Source organism: Bordetella petrii, from assembly GCF_000067205.1.
GTDB classification, from domain to species: domain Bacteria; phylum Pseudomonadota; class Gammaproteobacteria; order Burkholderiales; family Burkholderiaceae_B; genus Bordetella_A; species Bordetella_A petrii.
Genome location: NC_010170.1, coordinates 1,838,501 through 1,864,832 on the forward strand (window position 1 = coordinate 1,838,501; position 26,332 = coordinate 1,864,832).

Genomic DNA, 26,332 nt, shown 5'->3' on the forward strand with positions numbered 1-26,332 from the left:
ATAGAGGCAGCCGCCGGCGTGCGCCCCGGGCGGGTCCCTCCAGCCCGCCCGCTGCGTAAGGTGCCCGTAAGAGCGCGGCGATACGGTTGGGTATAGGCAGTCATCGCCATACCTACAAATCACGAACCCGGAGACAAACCATGTCCAATACCATCGAATCCGTCCTGGTCGAAACGCGCGTGTTTCCACCGCCCGAACGCGCCGCACAAGGCGCGCGCATCGGCAGCATGGACGCCTACCGCGCGCTATGCCAGGAAGTCGAACAGGATTTCGACGGCTTCTGGACGCGCCAGGCGCGCGAGAACCTGACCTGGTCCAAGCCCTTCACCCAGGTGCTCGACGAATCCAACGCGCCTTTCTACCGCTGGTTCGGCGACGGCGAACTCAACGTATCGGCCAACTGCCTCGACGTTCACCTGAACAATGGCAACGCCGACAAGACCGCCATCATCTTCGAGTCCGATGACGGCAAGGTCGACAAGGTCACCTACCGCGAATTGCTGGCGCGCGTGTGCCGCTTCGCCAATGGCCTGAAATCGCTGGGCTACAAAAAGGGCGATCGCGCCATCATCTACATGCCCATGTCCATCCAGGCCGTGGTGGCCATGCAGGCCTGCGCGCGGCTGGGAGTGACGCATTCGGTGGTGTTCGGCGGCTTTTCCGCCAAGAGCCTGCAGGAACGCATCGTCGACGTGGGCGCGTCGCTGGTCATCACCGCCGATGAACAAGTGCGCGGCGGCAAGACCATCCCGCTCAAGCCGGCGGTCGAAGAAGCCATCGGCATGGGCGGCTGCGACGCGGTCACCAAGATCGTCGTCTACAAGCGCACCGGCGGCAACGTGCCCTGGCAAGACGGACGCGACCTCTGGATGCACGATGTCGAGGCCGGCCAGCCCGACACCTGCGAACCGGTGCCGGTCAACGCCGAGCATCCGCTGTTCATCCTGTACACGTCGGGCTCCACCGGCAAGCCCAAGGGCGTGCAGCATTCGTCGGGCGGCTACCTGCTGTGGGCGTTGCTCACGGTGAAATGGACCTTCGACGCCCGCCCCGACGACGTCTACTGGTGCACGGCCGACGTGGGCTGGGTCACCGGCCATACCTACATCACCTACGGCCCGCTGGCCGCGGGCCTGACGCAAATCGTCTTCGAAGGCGTGCCCACCTATCCCGATGCGGGACGCTTCTGGGACATGATCGCGCGGCACAAGGTCACCACGTTCTACACGGCGCCCACCGCCATCCGCTCGCTGATCAAGGCCTCCGAAGCCACGCCGGCCGCGCATCCGCGCAACTACGACTTGAACAGTCTGCGCATCATCGGCACGGTGGGCGAACCCATCAACCCCGAGGCCTGGGTCTGGTACCACAAGAACGTCGGCCAGGAACGCTGCCCCATCGTCGATACCTGGTGGCAGACCGAAACCGGCGGCCACATGATCAACCCGCTGCCCGGCGCCACGCCCACCAAGCCCGGTTCGTGCACGTTGCCGCTGCCCGGCATCGCCGCGACCGTGGTCGATGAAACCGGGGCCGAGGTCGAGCCCGGCAATGGCGGCTTCCTGGCCATCAAGCGTCCCTGGCCCGCCATGATCCGCACCATCTGGGGCGATCCGGAACGCTTCAAGAAAAGCTACTTCCCGCCCGAATTGCGCGGCTACTACCTGGCGGGCGACGGCGCGCAGCGCGACGCCGACGGCTACTTCTGGATCATGGGCCGCATCGACGACGTGCTGAACGTCTCGGGCCACCGCCTGGGCACCATGGAAGTCGAATCCGCGCTGGTGTCGCACGAACTGGTGGCCGAGGCCGCCGTGGTGGGCCGCCCCGACGACACCACCGGCGAAGCCGTGGTGGCCTTCGTGGTGCTCAAGCGCGCGCGTCCCGAAGGCGACGAGGCCCAGGCCATCGCCAAACAGTTGCGCGACTGGGTTGGCAAGGAAATCGGCCCCATCGCCAAGCCCAAGGACATCCGCTTCGGCGACAACCTGCCCAAGACTCGCTCGGGCAAGATCATGCGGCGCCTGCTGCGCGTCGTGGCCAAGGGCGAGCAGATCACGCAAGACGTTTCCACGCTCGAAAACCCCGCCATCCTTGACCAGCTTGCCAAGTCGGTCTGAGGCCGCGCCCAGGGCGCGCCGCGCAAGGCGCGCCAGGAGTATCATCGAATGCGCCCGTCCCGGTTGACGCCGGGACGGGCGCTTTCTTTCTTTCCCGAGTTATTCCTGTGAGCCGCAGCAACTTCGATCGGACCGGACTGGCCCTGATGTTCACCACCATCGTGGTGTGGGCGGGCAGTTGGGTGGCGATGAAGCTGATTGTGCCGTATATCGCGCCCATCCAATTCGTGGCGGTGCGCTACTTGTCCGGCAGCCTGGTGCTGTTCGTGCTGCTGGCGGCGCTGCGCCGGCCGCTGGGTATGCCGGCGTGGCGCTTGACCTTGCTGACGGGGCTGACCCAGACGGCCGCCTTCCAGATCTTCGTGCAGATCGCACTGGTGACGGGCGGCGTAGGCAAAGTGTCGCTGCTGGCCTACACCATGCCGTTCTGGGTGGTGGTGTTCGCCTGGGCCTTGCTGCGAGAAAAACCCACGCCGCGCCATGGCGCCGGTTTCGCGCTGGCCGGCGCCGGCCTGGTGTGTTTTCTTGAACCATGGGGCGGCATGGGCGATGCCCTGGCAGTGCTGCTGGCCCTGGCTGGTGGCTTGTGCTGGGGCTTGGGAACAGTCCTGTCCAAACGCATGTTCGAGCGGCACGCGCCCGACCTGATGACTTTCACCGCATGGCAGATGCTCCTCGGCGGCGCGCTGACCCTGCCAGCCGCGCTGTGGGTGCCGCATGCGCCCGTACAGTGGGCCTGGCAGTTGTGGGCCGGCATGTTCTACATTGTGCTCATCGCCACCGCGGCCGGTTGGCTGCTGTGGCTGTCGGTGGTGCGGCGCGTGCCCGCGTCGATCGCGGGCCTATCCAGCCTGGGCGTGCCCATCGTGGCCACCCTGCTGGCCTGGCTGACGTTGGGCGAGCGGCCCACGCCAGTCGAGATGTCGGGCATGGCGTTGATACTGGGCGGCCTGTGGGTGGTCAGCCGCGCCTCGCGGCGGCCGGGGTAGATTTCTTTGCGATGGCGGGCAGCTGCCCGCCGGGATACCGAAGCAGTTGGACGAAGCACTTGGAGCATTCATGATCGATTTGCGCAGCGATACCGTCACGCGGCCCACCGCCGCCATGTTGCAGGCCATGGCCGCCGCGCCGGTGGGCGATGATGTCATGGGCGACGACCCCACCGTGCAGCGCCTGCAACAGACCTTGGCCGAGCGCACCGGCAAAGAGGCGGGCCTGTTCTTTCCGTCGGGCACCCAGAGCAACCTGGCCGCGCTCATGGCGCATTGCGGACGCGGCGACGAGTATCTGGTGGGCCAGCACGCCCACACCTACAAGTACGAGGGCGGTGGCGCCGCGGTGCTGGGCAGCATTCAGCCGCAACCCATCGAGCATGCCGCCGACGGCACGCTGCCGCTGGACAAGCTGGCCGCCGCGGTCAAGCCGCAGGGCGATCCGCACTTCGCCCGCACCCGGTTGCTGGCGCTGGAAAACACCTTCCAGGGCAAGGTCATCCCGGCCGGCTACATCGACCAGGCGGCGGCGTTCGCGCGCCAGCATGGCCTGGGGCTGCACCTGGACGGCGCGCGGGTGTTCAACGCGGCGGTCGCGTCGGGGCGGCCCGTGCAGGACGTATGCGCGCCCTTCGATAGCGTGTCGATCTGTTTTTCCAAGGGCCTCGGCGCGCCGGTGGGGTCGGTGCTGGTCGGCAGCCGCGCGCTGATCGATGCGGCGCGGCGCTGGCGCAAGGTGCTGGGCGGCGGCATGCGGCAGTCCGGCGTGCTGGCGGCCGCCTGCCTGCATGCGCTGCGGCACCACGTCGAGCGCCTGGCGCAAGATCACGACAACGCGCGCCTGTTGGGCGAAGGGCTGGCTGGCATCGATGGCGTGCGGGTGCTGGCGCAGAATACCAACATGGTGTTCGCCGAATTCCCGTCTGACGATTGCGAGCCGCTGTCGCGCGCCCTGCGGGAGCAGGGCATCCTGATGCGCGCCGTCTATGGTGGGCCGACCCGGCTGGTTACCCACCTGGACGTGTCGGCCGACGACGTCCGCGCGACTGTGAAAGCGATTCGCGCCTACTTCGCCTGAACGCCGTGCCGCGCAAAGCGCGGCACGCGCGCGTTGGGCAGGGGCCAATAACCCAGCTTCTGCGTCAGCGCGGCCGGCTCCAGGCCGGCATCCAGCAGGAACGCCACGGCCTGGCCCGCGGCCTGCAGTGCGGGCGTACGGCCCGGGCACGCATGCCGGCCCGCCCCGAACGTCCAGGGCGCATCGCCGGGCGCCGCCGCGCCGGCCGCCGCCAGCACCAGCAGCACCGTGGCGCCGGCCGGCAGGACCTGGCCGTCCAGCGACATCGAGGCATCCAGGTAGCGCCGGGTGTTGTGCACCGGCGGATCATGCCGGGCGGTGTGCGCGGCCGCGTGCAGGCATAGCGCGGCATCGCGGCGGGCCGCCGCGCAAAGCCCTGGGTCGCGGCCCAGCGCCGCCAGCGTATTGCCGACCAGGCCCGCTCCGGCTTCGCAAGACTGGAACAACAGGCCCGCCAGGTTGGCGGCGACCTCGGCGGGCTCGAATTCCGCCTGCGCCGCGCGGCTGCGCAGCAGGGCCAGCGGCGCGTCATCAGCCTGCGCGTGCAGGTGCTCCATCATGGCGGTCTGCAGGCGCGCTGCCGCAGCATGGCCCGCTGCGAGTTGATCCGCGGTGGCTGCCGGCCCCAGCGCGGCGCGGAACAGCCGCACGTCGCGGGCGCAGGCCGCAATGGCCGGCTGCGCCAGCCCCAGGCGGCTCGCCATGGCATAGACCGGGGCAGCGAACAGAAACTCATCCAGCCCGGGCAGGGTGTGCGGCGCGGCGGGCCAGCAGGGCGCGCCGCCGCAGGGCAAGGCCTGCAGGCAGTCGACCAGTAGCGGCTTCAGGCCCGCGTGGGCGGCGTCGTCGCGCATGCGCACGAAACGGCTGAACAGCAGGCCCGCCGCGTCATCGCCCAACGCACGCGGTACGGGTTCCGCCGCGGGCCGCACGCGCGCGGCGCGATGCGCCAGCACGGCATGGATCAAAGGCGGCGAGCTGGCCACCCAAAGGCCCAGCGCGGGGTCGTAGTACAGCGGCCGCTCGCGCGCCAGCGTCCGGTAGTACGGATAGGGGTCGGGGTGGGTGACGGCTTGGATGGGGTCGGCAGGGTGCATGGCGCCAGTATGCGGCGCCGGCCGGCCGTGACGTTTCGATGCAGGCCGAAAGATAGCGGGTGTCAGGCCAGCAGCGCCGCGTAACCGTCGCGCGCGTCGGGCCATTGCAGCACCAGGCCGCTGGCACGCAGGCGCGCATTGCTGAGCTTCTTGCTGCCCACCGCAGCGGGCGCAGGCCCGGGCGCGGGCTCGGGCGCGCCGGCCAGGCGAGCCAGGTGGGCATACAGGTCGTACAGCGGCAGCGGCGTGTCGTCGCAGCCGATGTATACGGTTTCAGGGTGCGGCAGCGCCAGCAGGTGGGCGGCGGCCGCGGCCGCATCGTCGATGTGGATGCGGTTGGCCCAGTGCGGAGGATGGCGCGGCGCGCGCGCGGCGCCGGCGCGCAGGCGTTCGATCAGTTGCAGGCGGCCCGGGCCGTACAGCCCCGCCAGGCGCAGGCTGACCGATGGCAGCGCCTGTGCGGCCAGCCAGTTTTCGGTGTCGAGCAGCACGCGGCCATTGAAACCGGCGGGGGCGGGCGGCGTGGTTTCGTCGACCCAGCCGCCGTCGTGGTTGCCATAGACGGCCGACGACGACACGAACAGCACGCGCTGCAGGGCGCGGGTGTCCAGCGCCGCCAGCAAGGCGGGCAAGCCTTCGCGGAATACCGCCTGGTAAACGGCCGGGTCGCGCGCGCCGGGCGCGGGCAGGTAGGCTAGCTGGGTAATGCCGGCGGGCAGGCCGGCCAGGGTGTCGGGCTGGGTGAGATCGGCGCGTAGCCAGTGGATGCCACCGGGTTCATTGGCCGGTGGCTGGCGCCGCAATGCCCAGACCTCCGCGCCGTCGGCCAGCAGGCGGCGCGCCAGGCGCAGGCCCAGGTCGCCACAGCCCGCCAGCAGAACGCGCCGGGTCATGCCGGTTTACATGCCGCTGTAGACCGGGCCTTCGCCGCCCTGCGGGGCCACCCACACGATGTTCTGCGTGGGGTCTTTGATGTCGCAGGTCTTGCAGTGCACGCAGTTCTGCGCATTGATCTGCAAGCGGTCGTCGCCGTGGTCATCCTTGACGAACTCGTACACGCCGGCCGGACAGTAGCGCGCTTCGGGGCCGCCGTACTTGGCCAGGTTCACCGCCACCGGCACGGTGGGATCTTTCAGGGTGAGGTGGACGGGCTCGTTTTCGTCGTGGTTGGTATTCGAGATGAACACCGAGCTGAGCCGGTCGAAGGTCAGCTTGCCATCAGGCTTGGGGTAGTCGATGCGCGCGCATTCCGAGGCCGGCTGCAGGCAGGCATGGTCGGGCTTGGTGCGATGCAGGGTCCAGGGGATGTTGCCCTTGAGCACCAGTTGCTCGATGCCGGTCATCAGGGTGGCGATGGTCTGGCCTTTCTTGAACCACTGCTTGAAATTGCGCGCCTTGTTGAGTTCGGTGCGCAGCCACGACGCCTCGAACGCAGCCGGATAGGCCGACAGCTCGTCTTGCCGGCGGTCGGCCGCCACGGCGTCGAAGGCGGCGTCGGCCGCCAGCATGCCGGTCTTGATGGCGGCATGGCTGCCCTTGATGCGCGATGCATTCAGGAAGCCGGCTTCACAGCCGACCAGCACGCCGCCGGGGAACGTGAGCTTGGGCAGCGACAGCAGTCCGCCGGCCGTGATGGCGCGCGCGCCGTAGGCAATGCGCTTGCCGCCTTCGAATACGCCGCGGATGGCCGGGTGGGTTTTGTAGCGCTGGAATTCTTCGAACGGCGACAGCCAGGGGTTGGCGTAGTCCAGGCCCACCACCATGCCGACCGCCACCAGGTTGTTGTCCAGGTGGTACAGGAACGAGCCGCCGTAGGTGTCGGCGTCGAGCGGCCAGCCGGCGGTGTGCATGACCAGGCCGGGCCGCGCCTGGGCCGGGTCGACTTCCCACATTTCTTTCAGGCCGATGCCGTAGGCCTGGGGGTCGCGGCCTTCGTCGAGCTTGTAGCGCTCGATGAGCTGGCGGCCCAGTTGTCCGCGCGAACCCTCGGCGAAGATGGTATAGCGCGCCAGCAGTTCCATGCCGGGCTGGTAGTGGTCGGTGTGCGAGCCGTCGCGCGCCACGCCCATGTCGCCAGTGGCCACGCCGCGCACGGCGCCGTTGTCGTCGTACAGCACTTCGGCCGCGGCAAAGCCGGGGAAGATCTCGACGCCGGCCGCCTCGGCCTGCTCGCCCAGCCACTTCACCACGTCGCCCAGCCGCACGATGTAGTTGCCGTGGTTCTGGAAACAGGCCGGCAGCATCCAGTTGGGCGTCTTGCGCGCGCCCGTGCGGGTCAGGAACAGGAACTTGTCCTGGGTGACCGGCACGTTCAGGGGGGCGCCCTTGTCTTTCCAGTCGGGGATGAGTTCGGTCAGGGCCAGCGGGTCCATGACGGCGCCCGACAGGATGTGGGCGCCGAGCTCTGCGCCTTTTTCAAGTACGCAGACGCTCAGTTCGCGGTTCTGCTCGGTGGCCAGCTGCTTCAGGCGCAGCGCGGCGGCCAGGCCCGCCGGCCCGCCGCCGACAACCACCACGTCATATTCCATGGACTCGCGTTCGGACATTACACCTATCCCCTCTGTGTGCCTTCTGGTGATGCAAGGAAGTATTATCGGCGATTGTATTGCAGCCGGCCGGCTTCTGCCCCGGCGCGTCCTTCACTATCAGGAGCTCCCATTGGCCCGGGATCAGAAACCCGCTCGTATTCTGGAAGTCGGCGATTGGCACCAGGCCGGCGTGCCCATGCGCTGGGGCGATGCCGACGCCTTCAACCACATGAACAACACGGTGTATTTCCGCATGATGGAAGAAGCTCGCATACAGATGCTGCGCAGCCCCGACTGGTCGCCGCCGCCGGGGCAGGGGTTCATCCTGGCGCATGCCTCGTGCGATTTCCTGCGGTCGTTCACGTATCCGGCCGACGTGCTGGTCACGCACCGGGTCACCCGCATCGGCCGTTCCAGCCTCGAAACCGAAGTGCTGCTCGACAAGTCGGGCGACGATTCCGGCCCGTATGCGCGCGGACGCACCGTGCTGGTATGGATGGATTACGCGGCCGGCAGCTCGCGGCCCTGGCCGCCCGGCGTGCTGGAACAATTGGGCCGGCAATGCATGCCTGCCGCGCAAGCCGCTAAAATCGGCCCAAACTAAATAAAAACGAACGGGCGCGCCACCCGCATGCAGCCGCGCCTATCTAAATTCGAATCTTAGGAGCTGGACAGATGGACAAAGTTTATGCAAGCGCCGCCGAGGCGCTGGCAGGCATCGTCGAAGACGGCCAGATGATCGCCGTGGGCGGTTTCGGCCTTTGCGGCATCCCCGAGGCGCTGATCGCGGCCCTGCGCGATTCCGGCGTCAAGAACCTGACCTGCATCAGCAACAACGCCGGGGTTGACGGCTTCGGATTGGGCCAACTGCTCAATACCCGTCAAATCCGCAAGATGATCGCCTCGTACGTGGGCGAAAACAAAGAATTCGAACGCCAGTACCTGGCCGGCGAACTCGAGCTCGAATTCACGCCCCAGGGCACGCTGGCCGAAAAGCTGCGCGCCGGCGGCGCAGGCATTCCGGCGTTCTTCACGCGCACCGGCGTGGGCACCATCGTGGCCGACGGTAAAGAGCTGCGCGAATTCGACGGCCAGCAGTACGTCATGGAACGTTCGCTGGTGCCCGATGTGTCGCTGGTCAAGGCGCATATTGCCGATCGCAGCGGCAACCTGGTGTTCCGCAAGACCGCGCGCAACTTCAATCCCAACGTGGCCATGGCCGGCAAGATCACCGTGGTGGAAGTCGAGGAAATCGTCGACACGGGGGCGCTCGACCCCGACCAGATCCACCTGCCCGGTATCTACGTGCACCGCATCGTGCTGAATGCACAGCCGGAAAAGCGCATCGAACAACGCACCACCCGCCCGGCCTGAGGAGAACACGACATGGCATGGACCCGCGATGAAATGGCCGCGCGCGCCGCGCGCGAACTGCAAGACGGCTTCTACGTGAACCTGGGCATAGGCCTGCCCACCCTGGTGGCCAACCACGTGCCCGAGGGCGTCGAGGTATGGCTGCAATCTGAAAACGGCCTGCTGGGCATCGGCCCGTTCCCCACCGAAGACCAGGTCGACGCCGACCTGATCAATGCCGGCAAGCAGACCGTGACCACGCTGCCCGGCTCGTCCATCTTTTCCTCGGCCGACTCGTTCGCCATGATCCGCGGCGGCAAGATCAACCTGGCCATCCTGGGCGCCATGCAGGTGTCCGAAACCGGCGACCTGGCCAACTGGATGATCCCCGGCAAGATGATCAAAGGCATGGGCGGCGCCATGGACCTCGTGGCCGGCGTGGGCAAGGTGGTGGTGCTGATGGAGCACGTGGCCAAGAAAAAAGACGGCACCGAAGACATCAAGCTGCTGCCCGAGTGCACGCTGCCCCTGACGGGCGTGGGCGTGGTCGATCTGATCATCACCGACCTCGGCGTGTTCGAAGTCGCCGAAGGCGGCCTGAAGCTGCGCGAACTGGCGCCCGGCGTCACGGTTGACGAAGTCAAGGCCAAGACCCGCGCCAAGCTGGACGTCTCCGGCGTCTGAGCGCGCACTGCACGATCCCTTGAAACCCTGCTTCGGCAGGGTTTTTCATGGGCGGTCGGCGCAAGGGTAATCCCGAAGTATGAAAATATATTTTCTTATCTAAAATTGTTGTGTAAACATAATTACATTCGTGCCGGACCCACCGTTTGCAGCCCACGACCCACTCATGACTCAGGCCAGTCCGTCCGTCGCCGCCCGGATTGCGCGCGCGCAGCCCAATCTCAGCCGGGCCCAGCACCGCATGGCCGAATATGTGCTGGCCCACCAGTTCCGCGTGGCCACCATGACCATCGACGAGTTTGCGGCCGCCGTGGGCGTGTCGGTGGCCTCGGCCAACCGTTTCGCCCGCGCGCTCGACCTGCCGGGTTACCCGCAGTTCCGCGCCGAACTGGCGCGCGGTTTCGAGTCGGCGCTCGAACCGGTGGAAAAACTGCGCGTCGAACTGGCGCATTCGGCCACGGCCGTGCAGGTCATGGCCGCCACGCTCGAAGAAGACATCCGCAATGCCCAGCGCACGCTGCAGGCCCTGGACGCCGATGCCTGCGAGCGGGCCGTCGACATCGTGCTGGGCGCCGAGCGCGTGTTCATCATCGGATTCGGCGCCAGCGGCTTCCTGGCGGGCCTGCTGCAGCGCAGCCTGTGCATGCACCTGCATGCCTGCGATTCGCTGGCCGGCCCGGGCGGGGTTTCGCATGCGGCTCGCCAGCTGGCCCGCATGACCGGGCGCGACCTGGTCATTGCCATTGGCTTTCCGCGCTACCTGGCCGACACGATCACCCTGGGCAAGGCGGCGCAGCAGGCCGGCGTGCCCGTGCTGGTGCTGACCGACAAACCCACTTCGCCGCTGGCGCCGCTGGCTACGGTGGCGCTGTACGCCCACACGTCGCGCCAGCTGTCGTCCAATTCCGAGACCGCCGCGCTGGGGCTGGTGGAAGGGCTGGCGGCGGCAGTGGCCCATCGGGCCAAGAATTCGATCCAGGCCGCGGCCGGCGTGACCCAGTCCGTCATGCCGTGGCTTTTCCATGGAGCAGGAAAAAGATGATTCAGCCGGTTATTGCCATCCACGGCGGCGCGGGCGCGATGTCGCGCGCCGCCATGTCGCCCGAGAAAGAGCAGGAGTACTTGGCGGCGCTGAACGGCATCCTGTCGGCCGGCCAGGCGGTGCTCGCCGCCGGCGGCAGCGCGCTGGACGCGGTGACCGAGGCGGTGCGCCGCCTGGAAGACTGCCCGCTGTTCAATGCCGGCCATGGCGCGGTGTTCACCAGCGCCGGCACGCACGAACTCGACGCGTCCATCATGGATGGCGCCACGCTGCGCTGCGGCGCCATCGCCAATGTGACGTGCGTGCGCAACCCGGTGCTGGCCGCGCGCGCCGTCATGGAACACAGCAAGCATGTGTTCTTCGTGGGGCCGGGCGCGGAAGATTTTGCCCGCGCGCAGGGCCTGGAACTGGTCGATCCGTCGTATTTTTCGACCGATGCGCGACGCGAGCAACTGCTGCGCGTGCAGCGCGAGAACCCCGATGCCGCCGTGCTCGACCACGACGGCCAGGCGCTGGTGGCGCGCGGCCAGCCCGCGCCGGCCGACCCGCTCGATGCCGACAAGAAGTTCGGCACCGTGGGGGCGGTTGCGGTCGATGCGCAGGGCAACGTGGCGGCCGCCACTTCCACGGGCGGCATCACCAACAAGCAGGTCGGCCGCGTGGGCGATGCGCCGCTCATCGGCGCGGGCTGCTATGCCAGCAATCGCAGCTGCGCCGTGTCCACTACCGGCACCGGCGAAATGTTCATCCGCACGGTGGCGGCCTATGACCTGGCCGCGCAAATGGAGTATGGCGGCGCCTCGCTGCAGGCGGCCGCCGATCGCGTGGTGTTCGAGACCTTGCCCGCCATCCAGGGCAAGGGCGGCCTGATCGCCGTCGACTCCCGCGGCAATGTGGTCCTGCCGTTCAACACGGAAGGCATGTACCGAGGCTATGCCCGCGTGGGCGAGCCTCCCGTGGCGGCCATCTACCAATGAGCGCCACGCCAATCGCTGCCCACGCGGCAGCCTGCAAGGAATGAAGCAATATGGTTGAACGCGCAAGCAGCCTGGCGTTGCCAGACAACCGCGTCGTGCAGGTCGATGGCCTGGGCGTGCGTTTCGCCACGTCGGAACGCACGGTGGACGCGGTGCGCAATCTGTCGTTTCACGTCGATCGCGGCGAGACGCTGGCCATCGTGGGCGAATCCGGTTCCGGCAAGTCGGTCACGTCGCTGGCGCTGATGCGGCTGGTGGAACACGGCGGCGGCAAGATCGCCTCGGGCAGCATGTTGCTGCGCCGGCGCAGCGGCGCCGTCATCGACCTGGCGCGTGCGTCGGGCGCCGCCATGCGCGGCATCCGGGGCGCCGACATCGCCATGATCTTCCAGGAGCCCATGACCTCGCTGAACCCGGTGTTCACGGCCGGCGACCAGATTGCCGAATCGATCCGGGTGCACCAGGGCAAAGACGCCGTCAGCGCGCGCGCCGAGGCGTTGCGCATGCTCGAGCGTGTGCGCATCCCCGAAGCGCGCCAGGTGCTGGACCGCTATCCGCACCAGTTGTCGGGCGGCATGCGCCAGCGCGTCATGATCGCCATGGCGCTGTCGTGCAAGCCGCAACTGTTGATTGCCGACGAGCCCACCACCGCGCTGGACGTCACCATCCAGGCGCAGATCCTGCAGCTTATCCGCCAGCTCCAGGAAGAAATGGACATGGGCGTGATCTTCATCACGCACGATATGGGCGTGGTGGCCGAAGTGGCCGACCGCGTGCTGGTGATGTACCGCGGCGACAAGGTCGAAGAGGGCGGGTCGGAGCAAGTGTTCGGGCAGCCGCGGCACGCCTATACGCGCGCGCTGCTGTCGGCCGTGCCGCGCCTGGGCGCCATGGCCGGCACCGACCTGCCGGCCAAGTTTCCGCTGTTGCGCGTCGATGCCGCGCAGGAACCCGAGCCGGTCGAGCCCCACGACACTGTGCACACCGATGCCCAGCCTATCCTGCGCGTCAAAGACCTGATTACGCGTTTCGACGTGCCCAGCGGCCTGTTTGGCCGGGTCAAGCGGCGCGTGCACGCGGTCGAGCGCGTCAGCTTCGACCTGTACCCCGGCGAGACCCTGGCGCTGGTGGGCGAATCGGGCTGCGGCAAGTCGACTACCGGCCGCTCGCTGCTGCGCCTGGTCGAAAGCCAGAGCGGCGCCATCGAGTTCGGCGGACAGAACATCCGCGAAATGCCGACGAGCGAGCTGCAGCACCTGCGCCGCAATATCCAGTTTATTTTCCAGGATCCGTTCGCCTCGCTCGATCCGCGCGTCACGGTGGGTTTCTCGATCATGGAGCCGCTGCTGGTGCATGGCATTGCCAAGGGCGAAGCCGCGCGCCAGCGCGTGGCCTGGCTGCTGGAAAAAGTCGGGCTGCCCGCCGAGCATGCCAGCCGCTATCCGCATGAGTTTTCGGGCGGACAGCGCCAGCGCATTGCCATTGCGCGCGCCCTGGCCCTGAACCCCAAGGTGGTGGTGGCCGACGAGTCGGTGTCCGCGCTCGACGTTTCCATCCAGGCGCAGATCGTCAACCTCATGCTCGACCTGCAGCGCGAACTGGGCGTGGCCTTCCTGTTCATTTCGCATGACATGGCGGTGGTCGAGCGTGTCAGCCATCGCGTGGCGGTCATGTACCTGGGCCAGATCGTCGAAATCGGCCCGCGCCGCGCCATTTTCGAGAACCCGCAGCATCCGTACACGCGCAAGCTGATGGACGCCGTGCCCATCGCCGATCCGGCGCGCCGGCACCTCAAGCGTGAACTGCAGTCCGATGAAATCCCCAGCCCGATCCGGGCCGTCGGCGACGAACCGGTGGTCCAGCCGTTGGTGCAGGTAGCACCGCGGCATTTTGTCGCCCGGCATCGCATTGCCGATGCCTATTGATACGCAAGCGACTGTACACCCCCAAGGAGCCTGTTCATGAATAAACGAGTCAATTCGCTGTTTCAGCGGAAAACCCTGGCGGCAAGCCTGCTGGCCTTGTCGGCCCTGACCTGCGGCAGCGCCGCGTTCGCGGCCAAAGACGTGGTGCTGGCCCTGAGTTCGCAGGCCGAGACGCTGGACCCCTACAACACCAACACCACCCTCACCACGGCCGTTACCAAGTCGTTCTACGAGGGCCTCTTCGAGTTCGACAAAGACCTGAAGATCAAGCCGGTGCTGGCCGAAAGCTACGAAGTCACGCCCGACGGCCTGACCTATACGTTCAAGCTGCGCCAGGGCGTCAAGTTCCATGACGGCACCGACTTCAACGCCGCCGCTGTGAAGGCCAACCTGGATCGCGTGCTGAACCGCGACAACCACCTGGCGCGCTACAACCAGTTCAACCGCATCGACAAGGTCGAAGCGGTAGATGACAGCACCGTGCGCATCACCCTCAAGGAACCGTTCGCGCCGTTCATCAACTCGCTGGCGCACGCCTCGGCCGCCATCATTTCGCCGGCCGCGCTGGAAAAATACGGCAAGGACATCGCGTTCCATCCGGTGGGCACCGGCCCGTTCGTGTTCGACGGCTGGAAGCAGACCGACTACGTGCGCGGCAAGAAGTTCGACGGCTACTGGAAGAAGGGCTATCCGAAGATCGACACGATCACCTGGAAGCCGGTGCTGGAAAACAGCACCCGCGCCGCCATGCTGCAGACCGGCGAGGCCGATTTCGCGTACACGCTGCCGTACGAGCAGGCCGCGCTGCTGGAAAAGAGCGACAAGCTGAACGTGCTGACGGGCGATTCCATCATTACCCGCTACATCAGCTTCAACGTGCAGCACAAGCCCTTCGACAACCTGAAGGTGCGCCAGGCCATCAACTACGCCATCAACCGCGAGGCACTGGCCAAGGTGGCGTTCGCCGGCTACGCCTTCCCGGCCCAGGGCATCGTTCCGCAAGGCGTCATGTACGCCTACAAGATGGACCCGTGGCCGTACGACCCCAAGAAAGCCAAGCAACTGCTGGCCGAGGCCGGCTACCCCAACGGCTTTGAATCGGTGCTGTGGGGCGGCTACAGCAACACCACCACCCAGAAGGTGCTGCAATTCGTGCAGCAGCAACTGCGTCAGGTGGGCGTGAAAGTCCAGGTGCAGGCCCTGGAAGTGGGTCAACGTACCGAGCTGGTGCAGTCGGCGCCGGATCCCGCCACGGCTCCTGTGCGCATGTACTACGCGGGCTGGTCGTCGTCCACCGGCGAGGCCGACTGGGCACTGCGTCCGCTGCTGGCGTCGGAATCGTTCCCGCCCAAGCTGAACAACACGGCGTACTACAAGAACGACGTGGTCGACGCCGACATCGCCAAGGCCCTGCGTTCGGTTGACGACAAGGAAAAGGCCCAGCTCTACCAGGAAGCGCAAGAGCAGATCTGGAAAGACGCGCCGTGGGCGGCGCTGGTCACTGAAAAAATGCTGTACGCCCGCAGCAAGAAGCTGGACGGCGTCTACGTGATGCCCGACGGCAACATCAATTCCAGCGACATCTCGCTTTCCGAGTAAGCGGACCCACCCGGCCGCAACACGGCCGATGCGCGCGCCGGCACATGCAGGCGCGCGCATCGCCGATCAGGTTGAAAAATGCTGAATTACTTCCTCAAGCGACTGGTGGGCCTGGCTCCCACCCTGCTGATCGTGGCAGTGCTGGTGTTCTTGTTCGTGCACATGCTGCCCGGCGACCCGGCACGTCTGGCGGCAGGGCAGGACGCCGACCTCGAAACCGTTGAACTGGTGCGCAAAGAGCTGGGGCTGGACAAGCCGTTGCCCGAACAGTTCGTGCGATTCTTCACCAACATCGTGCAAGGCGACCTGGGCACGTCGATCCGCACGCGCCGGCCGGTATCGGCGGAAATCGGCGAGCGTTTCATGCCCACGCTGCTGCTGACGCTGGTCAGCATGGCATGGTCGGTGGTGTTCGGCATGACCATCGGCATTACTTCGGCAGTGTTCCGCAACCGCTGGCCCGACCGTCTGGGCATGACCCTGGCCGTCTCGGGCATATCGTTTCCGGCCTTCGCGCTGGGGATGCTGCTGATGCAAGTATTTTCAGTGGACCTGGGCTGGCTGCCGACCGTGGGCGCCAATTCCTGGCAACACTACATCCTGCCTTCCATCACGCTGGGCGCGGCAGTGGCCGCGGTAATGGCGCGCTTTACCCGGGCCTCGTTCGTCGAGGTCATCCAGGAAGACTTCGTGCGCACCGCGCGCGCCAAGGGCCTGCGCGAGCGCATCGTCATCATCAAGCACTGCCTGCGCAACGCGCTCATTCCGGTGGTGACGATGATGGGCCTGCAATTCGGCTTCCTGCTGGGCGGCTCCATCGTGGTCGAGGCCGTGTTCAACTGGCCGGGGCTAGGCCGGCTGCTGGTCGACTCGGTGAACATGCGCGACTACCCCGTCATCCAGGCGCTGGTGCTGCTGTTCTCGCTGGAATTCATTCTGATCAACCTGGTGGTGGACATGCTCTACGGTTTCATCAATCCCACCATTCGCTACAAGTGAGGCGGCCATGACGCAAACGACCGCCGTGCAGACCGGCACCGACGTACGCACCCCCTGGGGCGAGTTCTGGCGCAAATTCCGCAAGCAGCACGTGGGCATGGGCGCCCTGGTGTTCGTGCTGCTGCTGGTGCTGATCGCCGTGCTGGCGCCGTGGATCAGTCCCTACGACGCCGAGAATTACTTCGACTACGACATGCTCAACACCGGGCCTTCGGCGGCCCACTGGTTCGGCGTGGATCCGCTGGGCCGCGACATCTTCAGCCGCATCCTGATGGGCGCGCGCATTTCGCTGGCCGCCGGATTCCTGTCGGTGCTGCTGGGCGCGCTGGTGGGCTGCACGCTGGGCCTGCTGGCCGGCTACTACGAAGGCTGGTGGGACCGCATCACCATGCGCATCTCCGACGTGCTGTTCGCGTTCCCGGGCATCCTGCTGGCGCTGGGCGTGGTGGCCATCCTGGGCAGCAGCATGACCAACGTGGTGGTGGCCGTATCGGTGTTCAGCGTGCCGGCCTTCGCGCGGCTGGTGCGCGGCAATACGCTGGCCCTGAAACACCTGACCTATATCGAGGCCACCAAGAGCATCGGCGCGTCCGACTGGACCATCCTGGTGCGCCACATCCTGCCCGGCACGATCTCGTCTATCGTGGTGTACTTCACCATGCGCGTGGGCACCTCTATTATCACGGCGGCCAGCCTGTCGTTCCTGGGCATGGGCGCGCAGCCGCCCACGCCCGAATGGGGCGCCATGCTGAACGAGGCACGTGCCGACATGGTCAACGCGCCGCACGTGGCGCTGTTCCCCAGCCTGGCCATTTTCCTGACCGTGCTGGCCTTCAACCTGCTGGGCGACGCCTTGCGCGATGCCCTGGACCCCAAGATAGACCGCCTGTAGCGCCTTTGATGCACACACAATCGATTCTTCCCCGCATCGGCGCGCTGCCGGCGGGGCCGCTGGACGCCATCAGCGACGTGCGCGGCGTCACCGTGGGGCACCACACGCTCGCCCAGGGCCCGCTGCAGACCGGCGTAACCGTGGTGCGCCCGCATCCGGGCGACGCCTACCGCGACAAGGTGCCGGCGGCCGCGGCGGTATTGAACGGCTTCGGCAAGAGCATCGGCCTGGTCCAGGTGCAGGAGCTCGGCGTGCTGGAAACGCCGCTGGCGCTGACCAACACGTTTGGCGTGGGCACGGTGGCCAATGCGCAGATCCGCGCCGCCGTGGCCGCCAACCCCGCTATCGGGCGCGAGTGGCCCACCGTCAACCCGCTGGTCTTCGAATGCAACGACGGCTACCTGAATGACATTCAGGCGCTGGCGGTGCAAGAAGACCACTACGCGCAGGCCCTGGCGGCCGCCGATGCGCGCTTCGCGCAGGGGTCGGTCGGGGCGGGGCGCGGCATGTCGTCGTTTTCATTGAAGGGCGGCATCGGCTCGGCTTCGCGCATCGCCCAGATACAGCCCGGCCTGCGCTACACCGTGGGCGCGCTGGTGCTGGCCAATTTCGGCCGCCTGCCCAGCCTGACCATCGCCGGCCGGCCGTTCGGCCGCGAGCTGGCGCGCATGCAGGACCAGGGCCAGGCCGCCGAGGCGGCTCGCCCCGAGCAAGGCTCGATCATCTTGCTGCTGGCCACCGACGCGCCGCTCGACGCTCGCCAGTTGCGCCGCCTGGCGTTGCGGGCCGGCGCCGGCCTGGCGCGCACCGGCTCGGTGTTCGGCCACGGCAGCGGCGACATTGCCCTGGCGTTTTCCACGGCTTATACCGTTCCCCACCTGGCCGAGCGCGGCATGCCGGCCGTGGTGCTGCTGCACGAAACCCGCATCGACCCGTTGTTCGAGGCGGCGGCCGAGGCGGCCGAGCAGGCTATCGTAGCGGCCCTGTGGCATGCCGAATCGGTCAGCGGGCGCGACGGCCATCGCCGCGCCTGCATCCGTGAAGCCGCGCCGCAATGGCGCGAGTGGCTGGCCCGCACTGAACTGTAAGCGGCCCCGGCTGGCGGCCGCCGCAACCCTGGTGACATTTTCATGAAGATCCTGATTTCCACTGACATCGAGGGCGTGGCCGGCGTATTCCACACCGAGCAGACTCGCGCCGGCAACGGCGAGTACGAACGGGCCCGCGCCTGGATGACGGGCGAGGCCAATGCCGCCATCCAGGGCGCTTTCGCCGGCGGCGCCGACGAAGTGCTGGTCAACGATTCGCATGGCGGCTTTCGCAACCTGCTGCCCGACGCGCTCGACCCGCGCGCCCGGCTGGTGCTGGGCAAGCCGCGCTACCTGGGCATGATGGGCGGGCTGGAAGAGCATTGCGACGCAGTCTGCCTGGTCGGCTACCACGCGCGTTCGCAGGCGCGCGGCATCCTGGCCCACACAATCAACAGCTTTGCCTTCGCGCGCGTCTTCGTCAATGGCGATGAACTGGGCGAGGCCGGCCTGTACGGCGCGCTGGCCGGCGAGCTGGGCGTGCCGGTCATCATGGCCAGCGGCGACGATGTCTTCATCGCCGAGACCCGCCCGCTGTTTCCGCATGCACAATGGGTGCAGACCAAGGTGGCGCACGGACAGGGCAGCGGAGCCACGCTGTCGCCGGCCGCCGCGCGCGAGGCTATCGCGGCCGCGGCCGAGGCCGCGGTGCGCGGCGCGGCCGGGGCGGTTCCCCTGCGCATTGCCGCGCCTATAGAATGCCGGTTGCAGACCCAGAGTTCGGCGCTGGCCGACCTGTTCTGCATGTGGCCCACGCTCGAGCGCGTGGACGGCGTGACGCTGCGTTTCACTGCAGACAGCATGCAGGCCGCCATCCGCGTGCTCAATAGCCTGTCGGCCATGTCGTCCATGCTGCGCTAAGGATACTCATGCCCCCCACCGACACCCGCATCGCCCAGTTGCGGCAGGCCATGCGCCGCCGCGGCCTGGATGCTTACATCGTCCCGTCCGCCGACCCGCACTTGTCCGAATACCTGCCGGCCCGCTGGCAGGGCCGCCAGTGGGCCAGCGGTTTCACCGGTTCGGTGGGCACCCTGGTGGTTACCGCCGACTTCGCCGGCCTGTGGGTCGACAGCCGCTACTGGGTGCAGGCCGAGGCCCAACTGGCCGGCACCTGCGTGCGTCTCATGAAGATCGCCGCCGCCAATACGCCGGGCCATGTCGACTGGCTGGCCGCGCAAATGCAGGCGGGGCAGCAGGTAGGCGTGGATGGCCAGGTGCTGGGCCTGGCTGCGTTTCGCGCGCTGTCGGCGGCGCTGGCGCCGGCCGGAGTGGGCCTCGACATCCAGGCCGACCTGCTGGCGGATGTGTGGCCCGATCGCCCGGGCCTGCCCGATGCGCCCGTGTACGCGCACGAGCCGCCCTACGCCTGCGTTTCGCGGGCCGACAAGCTGGCCCAGCTGCGCCAGGCCATGCGGGCGCACGGCGCCGACGTGCATCTGGTGTCCACGCTGGACGACATCGCCTGGCTGTTCAACCTGCGCGGGGCCGATGTGTCGTACAACCCGGTGTTCCTGGCGCATGCCCTGGTCGGCCTCGACCATGCCACGCTGTTCGTGGACGACGGCAAGATCGGCGCGGCGCTGCGCGCGGCCCTGGCGGCCGATGGCGTCGACGTGGCGCCCTACGGGCTGGCGGCCGAGGCCCTGGGCTCGCTCGAACGCGACCAGACCCTGCTGATCGATCCGGCCCGCGTCACCTGCGGCGTGTTCCACGCCATGGACCCGTCCGTGCCGCGTGTCGAGGCCACCAATCCCAGCACGCTGTTCAAGTCGCGCAAATCGGACGCCGAGTTGGCCCACGTGCGCCAGGCCATGGCGCACGACGGCGCCGCGCTGTGCGAATTCTTCGCCTGGTTCGAAAACGCCCTGGGCCGCGAAACCGTTACCGAGCTGACCGTCGACGAGCAGATCACGGCCGCGCGCGCGCGCCGCGCCGGCTACGTATGCCCCAGCTTCGCCACCATCGCCGGCTTCAACGCCAACGGCGCCATGCCGCACTACCGGGCCACCGCCGAATCGCACGCCATCATCGAGGGCGATGGGCTGCTGCTCATCGATTCCGGCGGCCAGTACCTGGGCGGCACCACCGACATTACCCGCGTGGTGGCGGTCGGCCAGCCCAGCGCGGACCAGAAAGTCGATTTCACCCTGGTGCTCAAGGGCATGATCGCGCTGTCGCGCGCCGCATTCCCGCGCGGTACGCCGTCGCCCATGCTCGACGCCATCGCCCGGGCGCCCATCTGGCAGGGCGGGGCCGAGTACGGCCACGGCACCGGCCACGGCGTCGGATACTTTCTGAACGTGCACGAAGGGCCGCAGGTCATTTCCTACCGGGCCGCGCCCACCGCCCACACCGCCATGGAACCGGGCATGATCACCTCGAACGAGCCCGGCATCTACCGACCCGGGCGCTGGGGCGTGCGCATCGAGAACCTGGTGGCCTGCCGCAGCTGGCTCGAGGGCGAGCTGGGCGAGTTCCTGTGCTTCGAAACCCTGACCCTGTGCCCCATCGACACCCGCTGCATCGAGGTTTCACTGCTGCGGCCCGACGAAATCGCGTGGCTGGATGACTACCACCACATGGTGCGGGAGCGAGTATCGCCGCACGTCGAGGGCGCGGCGCTGGAATGGCTGCGGGAAAGGACTCGGCCCTTGCTGGCGCAATAAGGCCGGTGAGGGCCCGCCCGGGCGCCATCGTGAAGCCAAGGCGCCCGTCCCGGCCAGCCCGGACGCCAGAAGAACCAACGAAAACCCGCAGGCCCCAGCGGCAGCCCCCACTGTTACCAGATCAGACCTCAGGGAAAACCCCTGCTCCCCCGATCCCCCGGCTATAATCCAAATTTCCCGCATGCGCCCGCTCGTCCCGGGCGCCTATTACGATGACCAAATACGTATTTGTCACCGGCGGTGTGGTGTCTTCCCTGGGCAAGGGGATCGCCGCCGCGTCCCTCGCCGCGATCCTCGAATCGCGCGGTCTGCAAGTCACCCTGCTCAAGCTCGATCCCTACATCAACGTCGATCCCGGCACCATGAGCCCGTTCCAGCACGGCGAGGTGTTCGTCACGGAAGACGGCGCCGAAACCGACCTGGACCTGGGCCACTACGAGCGCTTCATCTCGGCCAAGATGCACAAGGTGAACAACTTCACCACCGGCCAGATCTACGAATCGGTGCTGCGCAAAGAGCGCCGTGGCGATTACCTGGGCAAAACGGTGCAGGTCATTCCGCACATCACCAACGAAATCCAGGACTTCATCGCGCGCGGCGCCGATGCGGCCTGGAACGGCGCCACCGACGTGGCCATCGTCGAAATCGGCGGCACGGTGGGCGACATCGAGTCCCTGCCGTTCCTCGAGGCCGCGCGCCAGATGAGCCTGCGCCTGGGCCGCAACAACGCCGCCTTCGTGCACCTGACTCTGGTGCCGTTCATCGCCTCGGCGGGCGAGCTCAAGACCAAGCCCACGCAGCACTCGGTGCAGAAGCTGCGTGAAATCGGCATCTATCCCAACTTGCTGCTGTGCCGCGCCGACCGCCCCATCCCCGACGACGAGCGCGCCAAGATCTCGATGTTCTCCAACGTGCCGTTGGACGCGGTCATCTCGGTCTGGGACGCCGACTCCATCTACAAGATTCCCGCCATGCTGCACAAGCAGGGCGTCGACAACATCGTCTGCGAGGCCCTGGGCCTCACGCCGCCGCCGGCCGACCTGTCCATGTGGGACAACCTGGTCGATGCCCTCGAGCATCCCACCCACCAGCTCACCATCGGCATGGTGGGCAAGTACGTCGATCTCACCGAATCGTACAAGTCGCTGTCCGAAGCCCTGGTGCATGCCGGCATCCACACGCGCTCGAAGATCAACATCGAGTACATCGATTCCGAAGACATCGAAACGCGTGGCACCGACCAGCTCAAGCACCTGGACGCCATCCTGGTGCCCGGCGGCTTCGGCAAGCGCGGCACCGAAGGCAAGATCGCCGCCATCCGCTATGCGCGTGAAAACGGCGTGCCCTACCTGGGCATCTGCCTGGGCATGCAGCTGGCCGTCATCGAGTTCGCGCGCCACGTCGCCGGCCTGGGCGGGGCCAACAGCACCGAATTCGATCCCTCGGCGCCGCACCCGGTGGTGGCCCTCATTACCGAATGGATGGACCGCGAAGGCAAGGTCGAAAAGCGCGACGCTACCTCCGACCTGGGCGGCACCATGCGCAAGGGCGCGCAGCGCTGCCCCGTCAAGCCGGGCACCCGCGCCCAGGCCATCTACGGCGACGACGTCAACGAGCGCCATCGCCATCGCTACGAAGTCAACAACGTCTACGTGCCGCGCCTGGAAGAAGCCGGCATGGTCATCAGCGCGCGCACGCCCACTGAAAACCTGCCCGAAATGATGGAGCTGCCCGACCACCCCTGGTTCGTCGGCGTGCAGTTCCACCCCGAGTTCACTTCCACGCCGCGCGACGGCCACCCGCTGTTCTCCAGCTTCATCGAGGCAGCCATCGCCAACCACGCCCGCAAGGAGGCCTGAATGAAAGCCTGCGGTTTCGACATCGGCCTGGAGCATCCGTTTTTCCTGATAGCGGGTCCGTGCGTCATCGAGTCGCGCGAACTGGCCTTCGACACCGCTGGCCGCCTGAAGGAAATCACCTCCAGGCTGGGCATTCCGTTTATTTACAAAAGCTCGTTCGACAAGGCCAACCGCAGTTCGGGCAAGTCGTTCCGCGGCCTGGGCATCGACGAAGGCCTGAAAATCCTGGCCGACGTGCGCGACCAGGTGGGCGTGCCCGTGCTGACCGACGTGCACGAAACCGAGCAGGTCGAGCCCGTGGCCGCGGTGGTCGACATGCTGCAGACGCCGGCCTTCCTGTGCCGGCAAACCGATTTCATCCGGGCCTGCGCCGCGTCGCTCAAGCCGGTCAACATCAAGAAGGGCCAGTTCCTGGCGCCGCACGACATGGTGCAGGTCGCCCAGAAGGCCCGCGACGCCGCCATCGAGGCAGGCGGCGACGGCAGCAATATCCTGGTCTGCGAGCGCGGCGCTTCTTTCGGATACAACAACTTAGTGTCCGACATGCGCTCGCTGGCTATCATGCGGGAAACGGGCTGTCCGGTCGTGTTCGACGCCACCCATTCGGTGCAGTTGCCGGGCGGGCAGGGCACCTCGTCGGGCGGGCAGCGCGAATTCGTGCCGGTGCTGGCGCGCGCCGCCGTGGCGGTCGGGGTGTCGGGCCTCTTCATGGAAACCCATCCCAATCCGGCTTGCGCCTTGTCCGATGGCCCCAATGCGGTGCCGCTCGACTTGATGCCCGCGCTGCTCGAGTCGCTGGTCGAACTCGATCGCGTGACCAAACGCAACGGCTTCGTCGAAAACCAGTTCATCTGAGCCGATGCCGCCATGAATCTATTTATCGTTCAGGGAATCAAAAAATCATGAGTGCAATCGTCGATATCATCGGTCGCGAAATTCTCGACTCGCGCGGCAATCCTACGGTCGAGTGCGACGTGCTGCTGGAATCCGGCGCCATGGGCCGCGCCGCCGTGCCTTCGGGTGCGTCCACCGGCGAGCGCGAAGCCATCGAGCTGCGCGACGGCGACAAATCCCGCTACCTGGGCAAGGGCGTGCTGCGCGCGGTCGAGAACCTGAACACCGAGATCTCCGAAGCCCTGATGGGTCTCGACGCGCAAGAGCAAACCTTCGTTGACCGCACCCTGATCGAGCTCGACGGCACCGACACCAAAGAACGCCTGGGCGCCAATGCGCTGCTGGCCGCCAGCATGGCGGTGGCGCGCGCCGCGGCCGACGAGTCCGGCCTGTCGCTGTACCGCTATTTCGGCGGCAGCGGCCCCATGAGCATGCCCGTGCCCATGATGAACGTCATCAATGGCGGCGCGCATGCCAACAACACGCTCGACCTGCAGGAACTGATGATCCTGCCGGTGGGCGCCACCAGCTTCCGCGAAGCCCTGCGCTGGGGCGCCGAAGTGTTCCACGCCCTGAAGAAGCTCATTCACGGCCAGGGCATGTCCACCGCCGTGGGCGACGAAGGCGGTTTTGCGCCCAACGTGCCCAACCACGAGGCCGCCATCCAGCTGATCCTGAAGGCCATCGCCGAAGCCGGCTACGAGCCGGGCTCGCAGATCGCGCTGGGCCTCGATTGCGCCAGCTCCGAGTTCTACCGCGACGGCAAGTACACGCTGGCCGGCGAAGGCGGCCTGTCGCTGTCGTCGCAAGAGTTCGCCAACCTGCTGGCCACGTGGTGCGACAAATACCCCATCATCAGCATCGAAGACGGCATGGCCGAAAACGACTGGGAAGGCTGGAAGCTCCTGACCGACCAGCTCGGCAAGAAGGTGCAGCTGGTGGGCGACGATCTCTTCGTCACCAACACGCGCATCCTGAAAGAAGGCATCCAGAAGGGCGTGGCCAACTCGATCCTCATCAAGATCAACCAGATCGGCACCCTGACGGAAACCTTCGCTGCCATCGAAATGGCCAAACGCGCCGGCTATACGGCCGTGGTGTCGCATCGTTCGGGCGAAACCGAAGACTCCACCATCGCCGACATCGCGGTGGCCACCAACGCCATGCAGATCAAGACCGGCTCGCTGTCGCGTTCCGACCGCATGGCCAAGTACAACCAGCTGCTTCGCATCGAAGAAGAGCTGGCCGAAGTGGCCTCTTACCCGGGCCTCGACGCGTTCTACAACCTGCGTTAACCACGTCGGCCGGGCGCGGCGCGCCCGGCCCTTGCGGTTGGCCGCCATTGTTCAGGGTGTACGCATATGCGCCTGTTGTTCCTGGTGCTGCTAGTCTTGCTGGGCCTGATCCAGTACCCGCTCTGGCTGGGCAAGGGTGGCTGGTTCAAGGTATGGGACCTGCAGCGCCAGGTGGCCGCGCAACACGAGACCAATGATGGCCTGCGCGCGCGCAACGCGGCGCTCGAGGCCGAAGTGCGCGACCTCGCCACCGGCGTGGGCGCCATCGAAGAGCGCGCTCGCAGCGAGCTCGGCATGATGCGTGAAGGCGAGGTCTTCGTGCAGATCGTGCCCCCCGGCACGCCCGTGCCCCAGCCGGCCCCCGGCGCCCCAGGCCAAACCGCCTCCGCGCCACGCCGCTGACGACAGGCGCCATGCTCCCGGTAGGCCGCCGCCCAGCGTCGCAGCGCATGCGGGTTCACGCCGTGGCGTTGCGCCACGGCTTCCAGTCCCAAATCGCCCCGGCAATACTCCTCGACCGCTGCAAATTTGGTCTGTTCGCTGTACTTCACCATAAAAATACCCCCATAAGTTGGTATCCAACTTTTGGGGGTCACTTCACGGCAGGTGCCTGACACCGAAGCGGGCAGCAGTTGCTCCAACCTCGGCAGGTGCCTGACACCGAAGTGGGCAACAGTTGCTCCAACCTCGGCAGGTGCCTGACACCGAAGTGGGCAGCAGTTGCTCCAACCTCGCGGTGTCTGACACCCTGCGGGAGTCAGACACCTGGGCCAGCTGGCCGCTCAGATGCGACCGCATTTCAACGGATGCCGGCCCCCCGTTTGCGCACCCAACCGCCCCCAGACAGTGTCAGGCTTCCCGTTTACGCACCCAACCGGCCCGCAGACAGGTGTCAGGCTCCGGCAGGTGCCTGACACCGAAGTGGGCAGCAGTTGCTCCAACCTCACGGTGTCTGACACCCTGCGGGAGTCAGACACCTGGGCCAGCCGGCCGCTCAGATGCGACCGCATTTCAACGGATGCCGGTCCCCCGTTTGCGCACCCAACCGCCCCCAGACAGTGTCAGGCTTCCCGCTTGCGCACCCAACCGGCCCCCAGACAGGTGTCAGGCTCCGGCAGGTGCCTGACACCGAAGTGGGCAGCAGTTGTTCCGGCAGGTGCCTGACACCGAAGTGGGCAGCAGTTGTTCCGGCAGATGCCTGACACCGAAGTGGGCCGCAGTTGTTCCAACCCCACGGCGTC

General features: G+C 67.0%; 22 protein-coding genes and 1 pseudogene. 19 read left to right on the forward strand and 4 right to left on the reverse strand.

Translation table 11 applies throughout. The annotated features are described in order from the left end of the window. Positions 1 to 140: 140 nt before the first annotated feature. The 3 genes from acs to ltaE all read left to right on the forward strand — a co-directional run bounded on the left by acs (position 141) and on the right by ltaE (position 4,190). Complete coding sequence (acs, locus tag BPET_RS09060) at positions 141 to 2,120, forward strand: acetate--CoA ligase (protein WP_012248704.1); 1,980 nt, start codon at positions 141 to 143, stop codon at positions 2,118 to 2,120. A 107-nt stretch (positions 2,121 to 2,227) separates the two neighbouring features. Next, the gene (locus BPET_RS09065; protein WP_012248705.1) at positions 2,228 to 3,109 is read left to right on the forward strand and encodes a DMT family transporter; all 882 of its coding nucleotides are present in this window, start codon (positions 2,228 to 2,230) and stop codon (positions 3,107 to 3,109) included. A 70-nt stretch (positions 3,110 to 3,179) separates the two neighbouring features. After that, positions 3,180 to 4,190 carry a low-specificity L-threonine aldolase gene (ltaE, locus tag BPET_RS09070; RefSeq protein WP_012248706.1) on the forward strand — a complete coding sequence of 337 codons (1,011 nt, stop codon included), beginning with the start codon at positions 3,180 to 3,182 and terminating at the stop codon, positions 4,188 to 4,190. On the opposite strand, the gene BPET_RS09075 is transcribed toward ltaE, so the two are convergent. From BPET_RS09075 to BPET_RS09085, 3 genes are all read right to left on the reverse strand, one after another. Beyond that, on the reverse strand, positions 4,178 to 5,287 hold the full coding sequence (locus tag BPET_RS09075; protein WP_041862825.1) for a cytochrome P450 family protein: 1,110 nt from the start codon (positions 5,285 to 5,287) through the stop codon (positions 4,178 to 4,180). The genes ltaE and BPET_RS09075 overlap by 13 nt on opposite strands. A 62-nt stretch (positions 5,288 to 5,349) precedes the next feature. Continuing rightward, positions 5,350 to 6,180 (reverse strand): NAD-dependent epimerase/dehydratase family protein, encoded by an 831-nt coding sequence (locus tag BPET_RS09080; protein WP_012248708.1) that lies wholly within the window; start codon positions 6,178 to 6,180, stop codon positions 5,350 to 5,352. A gap of 6 nt (positions 6,181 to 6,186) precedes the next feature. Then, positions 6,187 to 7,833: an electron transfer flavoprotein-ubiquinone oxidoreductase gene (locus BPET_RS09085; RefSeq protein WP_012248710.1), complete on the reverse strand. Its 1,647-nt coding sequence runs from the start codon at positions 7,831 to 7,833 to the stop codon at positions 6,187 to 6,189. A 112-nt stretch (positions 7,834 to 7,945) separates the two neighbouring features. On the opposite strand from BPET_RS09085, the gene BPET_RS09090 reads away from it, so the two are divergent. The 16 genes from BPET_RS09090 to ftsB all read left to right on the forward strand — a co-directional run bounded on the left by BPET_RS09090 (position 7,946) and on the right by ftsB (position 25,493). Then, on the forward strand, positions 7,946 to 8,419 hold the full coding sequence (locus tag BPET_RS09090) for an acyl-CoA thioesterase (RefSeq protein ID WP_041862826.1): 474 nt from the start codon (positions 7,946 to 7,948) through the stop codon (positions 8,417 to 8,419). Between the two features lie 71 nt (positions 8,420 to 8,490). Continuing rightward, a complete protein-coding gene (locus BPET_RS09095; RefSeq protein WP_012248711.1) occupies positions 8,491 to 9,189 on the forward strand; it encodes a CoA transferase subunit A in 699 nt (232 codons plus the stop codon). Positions 9,190 to 9,201: 12 nt separating this feature from the next. Then, on the forward strand, positions 9,202 to 9,852 hold the full coding sequence (locus tag BPET_RS09100; RefSeq protein WP_012248712.1) for a CoA transferase subunit B: 651 nt from the start codon (positions 9,202 to 9,204) through the stop codon (positions 9,850 to 9,852). Between the two features lie 166 nt (positions 9,853 to 10,018). Next, the gene (locus BPET_RS09105) at positions 10,019 to 10,894 is read left to right on the forward strand and encodes a MurR/RpiR family transcriptional regulator (protein WP_012248713.1); all 876 of its coding nucleotides are present in this window, start codon (positions 10,019 to 10,021) and stop codon (positions 10,892 to 10,894) included. After that, on the forward strand, positions 10,891 to 11,871 hold the full coding sequence (locus tag BPET_RS09110) for an isoaspartyl peptidase/L-asparaginase family protein (RefSeq protein WP_012248714.1): 981 nt from the start codon (positions 10,891 to 10,893) through the stop codon (positions 11,869 to 11,871). Before BPET_RS09105 ends, BPET_RS09110 begins: the two co-directional genes overlap by 4 nt. A gap of 50 nt (positions 11,872 to 11,921) precedes the next feature. Next, a complete protein-coding gene (locus BPET_RS09115; RefSeq protein WP_012248715.1) occupies positions 11,922 to 13,796 on the forward strand; it encodes a dipeptide ABC transporter ATP-binding protein in 1,875 nt (624 codons plus the stop codon). A gap of 36 nt (positions 13,797 to 13,832) precedes the next feature. After that, a complete protein-coding gene (gsiB, locus tag BPET_RS09120; protein ID WP_012248716.1) occupies positions 13,833 to 15,395 on the forward strand; it encodes a glutathione ABC transporter substrate-binding protein GsiB in 1,563 nt (520 codons plus the stop codon). 78 nt (positions 15,396 to 15,473) lie between these two features. Continuing rightward, on the forward strand, positions 15,474 to 16,394 hold the full coding sequence (gene gsiC / locus BPET_RS09125; protein ID WP_012248717.1) for a glutathione ABC transporter permease GsiC: 921 nt from the start codon (positions 15,474 to 15,476) through the stop codon (positions 16,392 to 16,394). 7 nt (positions 16,395 to 16,401) lie between these two features. Continuing rightward, on the forward strand, positions 16,402 to 17,286 hold the full coding sequence (gsiD, locus tag BPET_RS09130) for a glutathione ABC transporter permease GsiD (protein ID WP_012248718.1): 885 nt from the start codon (positions 16,402 to 16,404) through the stop codon (positions 17,284 to 17,286). Positions 17,287 to 17,294: 8 nt separating this feature from the next. After that, a complete protein-coding gene (locus tag BPET_RS09135; RefSeq protein ID WP_012248719.1) occupies positions 17,295 to 18,374 on the forward strand; it encodes a DmpA family aminopeptidase in 1,080 nt (359 codons plus the stop codon). Positions 18,375 to 18,416: 42 nt separating this feature from the next. Next, positions 18,417 to 19,235, forward strand: a complete 819-nt coding sequence (locus BPET_RS09140) for a M55 family metallopeptidase (RefSeq protein ID WP_012248720.1) — start codon at positions 18,417 to 18,419, stop codon at positions 19,233 to 19,235. A gap of 8 nt (positions 19,236 to 19,243) precedes the next feature. Then, positions 19,244 to 21,043 (forward strand): aminopeptidase P family protein, encoded by a 1,800-nt coding sequence (locus BPET_RS09145; protein ID WP_012248721.1) that lies wholly within the window; start codon positions 19,244 to 19,246, stop codon positions 21,041 to 21,043. 212 nt (positions 21,044 to 21,255) lie between these two features. Beyond that, positions 21,256 to 22,902: a CTP synthase gene (locus tag BPET_RS09150; RefSeq protein ID WP_012248722.1), complete on the forward strand. Its 1,647-nt coding sequence runs from the start codon at positions 21,256 to 21,258 to the stop codon at positions 22,900 to 22,902. After that, a complete protein-coding gene (kdsA, locus tag BPET_RS09155) occupies positions 22,903 to 23,757 on the forward strand; it encodes a 3-deoxy-8-phosphooctulonate synthase (RefSeq protein WP_012248723.1) in 855 nt (284 codons plus the stop codon). It begins immediately after the preceding gene. Positions 23,758 to 23,804: 47 nt separating this feature from the next. After that, positions 23,805 to 25,091, forward strand: coding sequence for a phosphopyruvate hydratase (gene eno / locus BPET_RS09160; protein ID WP_012248724.1), 1,287 nt, complete (start codon positions 23,805 to 23,807; stop codon positions 25,089 to 25,091). A 66-nt stretch (positions 25,092 to 25,157) separates the two neighbouring features. Further along, a complete protein-coding gene (gene ftsB / locus BPET_RS09165; RefSeq protein ID WP_012248725.1) occupies positions 25,158 to 25,493 on the forward strand; it encodes a cell division protein FtsB in 336 nt (111 codons plus the stop codon). Here ftsB and BPET_RS25940 read toward each other — a convergent pair. Beyond that, positions 25,481 to 25,645 (reverse strand): annotated as a pseudogene (locus BPET_RS25940) (transposase); the annotation flags it as partial. The gene ftsB and the pseudogene BPET_RS25940 overlap by 13 nt on opposite strands. Positions 25,646 to 26,332: the final 687 nt, after the last annotated feature.

Coding starts and splice junctions, on each gene's coding strand:
- acs (WP_012248704.1), top strand. CDS start 141: ATGTCCAATACCATCGAATCCGTCCTGGTCGAAACGCGCGTGTTTCCA.
- ltaE (WP_012248706.1), top strand. CDS start 3,180: ATGATCGATTTGCGCAGCGATACCGTCACGCGGCCCACCGCCGCCATG.
- BPET_RS09075 (WP_041862825.1), bottom strand. CDS start 5,287: ATGCACCCTGCCGACCCCATCCAAGCCGTCACCCACCCCGACCCCTAT.
- BPET_RS09080 (WP_012248708.1), bottom strand. CDS start 6,180: ATGACCCGGCGCGTTCTGCTGGCGGGCTGTGGCGACCTGGGCCTGCGC.
- BPET_RS09085 (WP_012248710.1), bottom strand. CDS start 7,833: ATGTCCGAACGCGAGTCCATGGAATATGACGTGGTGGTTGTCGGCGGC.
- BPET_RS09095 (WP_012248711.1), top strand. CDS start 8,491: ATGGACAAAGTTTATGCAAGCGCCGCCGAGGCGCTGGCAGGCATCGTC.
- BPET_RS09100 (WP_012248712.1), top strand. CDS start 9,202: ATGGCATGGACCCGCGATGAAATGGCCGCGCGCGCCGCGCGCGAACTG.
- BPET_RS09105 (WP_012248713.1), top strand. CDS start 10,019: ATGACTCAGGCCAGTCCGTCCGTCGCCGCCCGGATTGCGCGCGCGCAG.
- BPET_RS09110 (WP_012248714.1), top strand. CDS start 10,891: ATGATTCAGCCGGTTATTGCCATCCACGGCGGCGCGGGCGCGATGTCG.
- BPET_RS09115 (WP_012248715.1), top strand. CDS start 11,922: ATGGTTGAACGCGCAAGCAGCCTGGCGTTGCCAGACAACCGCGTCGTG.
- gsiB (WP_012248716.1), top strand. CDS start 13,833: ATGAATAAACGAGTCAATTCGCTGTTTCAGCGGAAAACCCTGGCGGCA.
- gsiC (WP_012248717.1), top strand. CDS start 15,474: ATGCTGAATTACTTCCTCAAGCGACTGGTGGGCCTGGCTCCCACCCTG.
- gsiD (WP_012248718.1), top strand. CDS start 16,402: ATGACGCAAACGACCGCCGTGCAGACCGGCACCGACGTACGCACCCCC.
- BPET_RS09135 (WP_012248719.1), top strand. CDS start 17,295: ATGCACACACAATCGATTCTTCCCCGCATCGGCGCGCTGCCGGCGGGG.
- BPET_RS09140 (WP_012248720.1), top strand. CDS start 18,417: ATGAAGATCCTGATTTCCACTGACATCGAGGGCGTGGCCGGCGTATTC.
- BPET_RS09145 (WP_012248721.1), top strand. CDS start 19,244: ATGCCCCCCACCGACACCCGCATCGCCCAGTTGCGGCAGGCCATGCGC.
- BPET_RS09150 (WP_012248722.1), top strand. CDS start 21,256: ATGACCAAATACGTATTTGTCACCGGCGGTGTGGTGTCTTCCCTGGGC.
- kdsA (WP_012248723.1), top strand. CDS start 22,903: ATGAAAGCCTGCGGTTTCGACATCGGCCTGGAGCATCCGTTTTTCCTG.
- eno (WP_012248724.1), top strand. CDS start 23,805: ATGAGTGCAATCGTCGATATCATCGGTCGCGAAATTCTCGACTCGCGC.
- ftsB (WP_012248725.1), top strand. CDS start 25,158: ATGCGCCTGTTGTTCCTGGTGCTGCTAGTCTTGCTGGGCCTGATCCAG.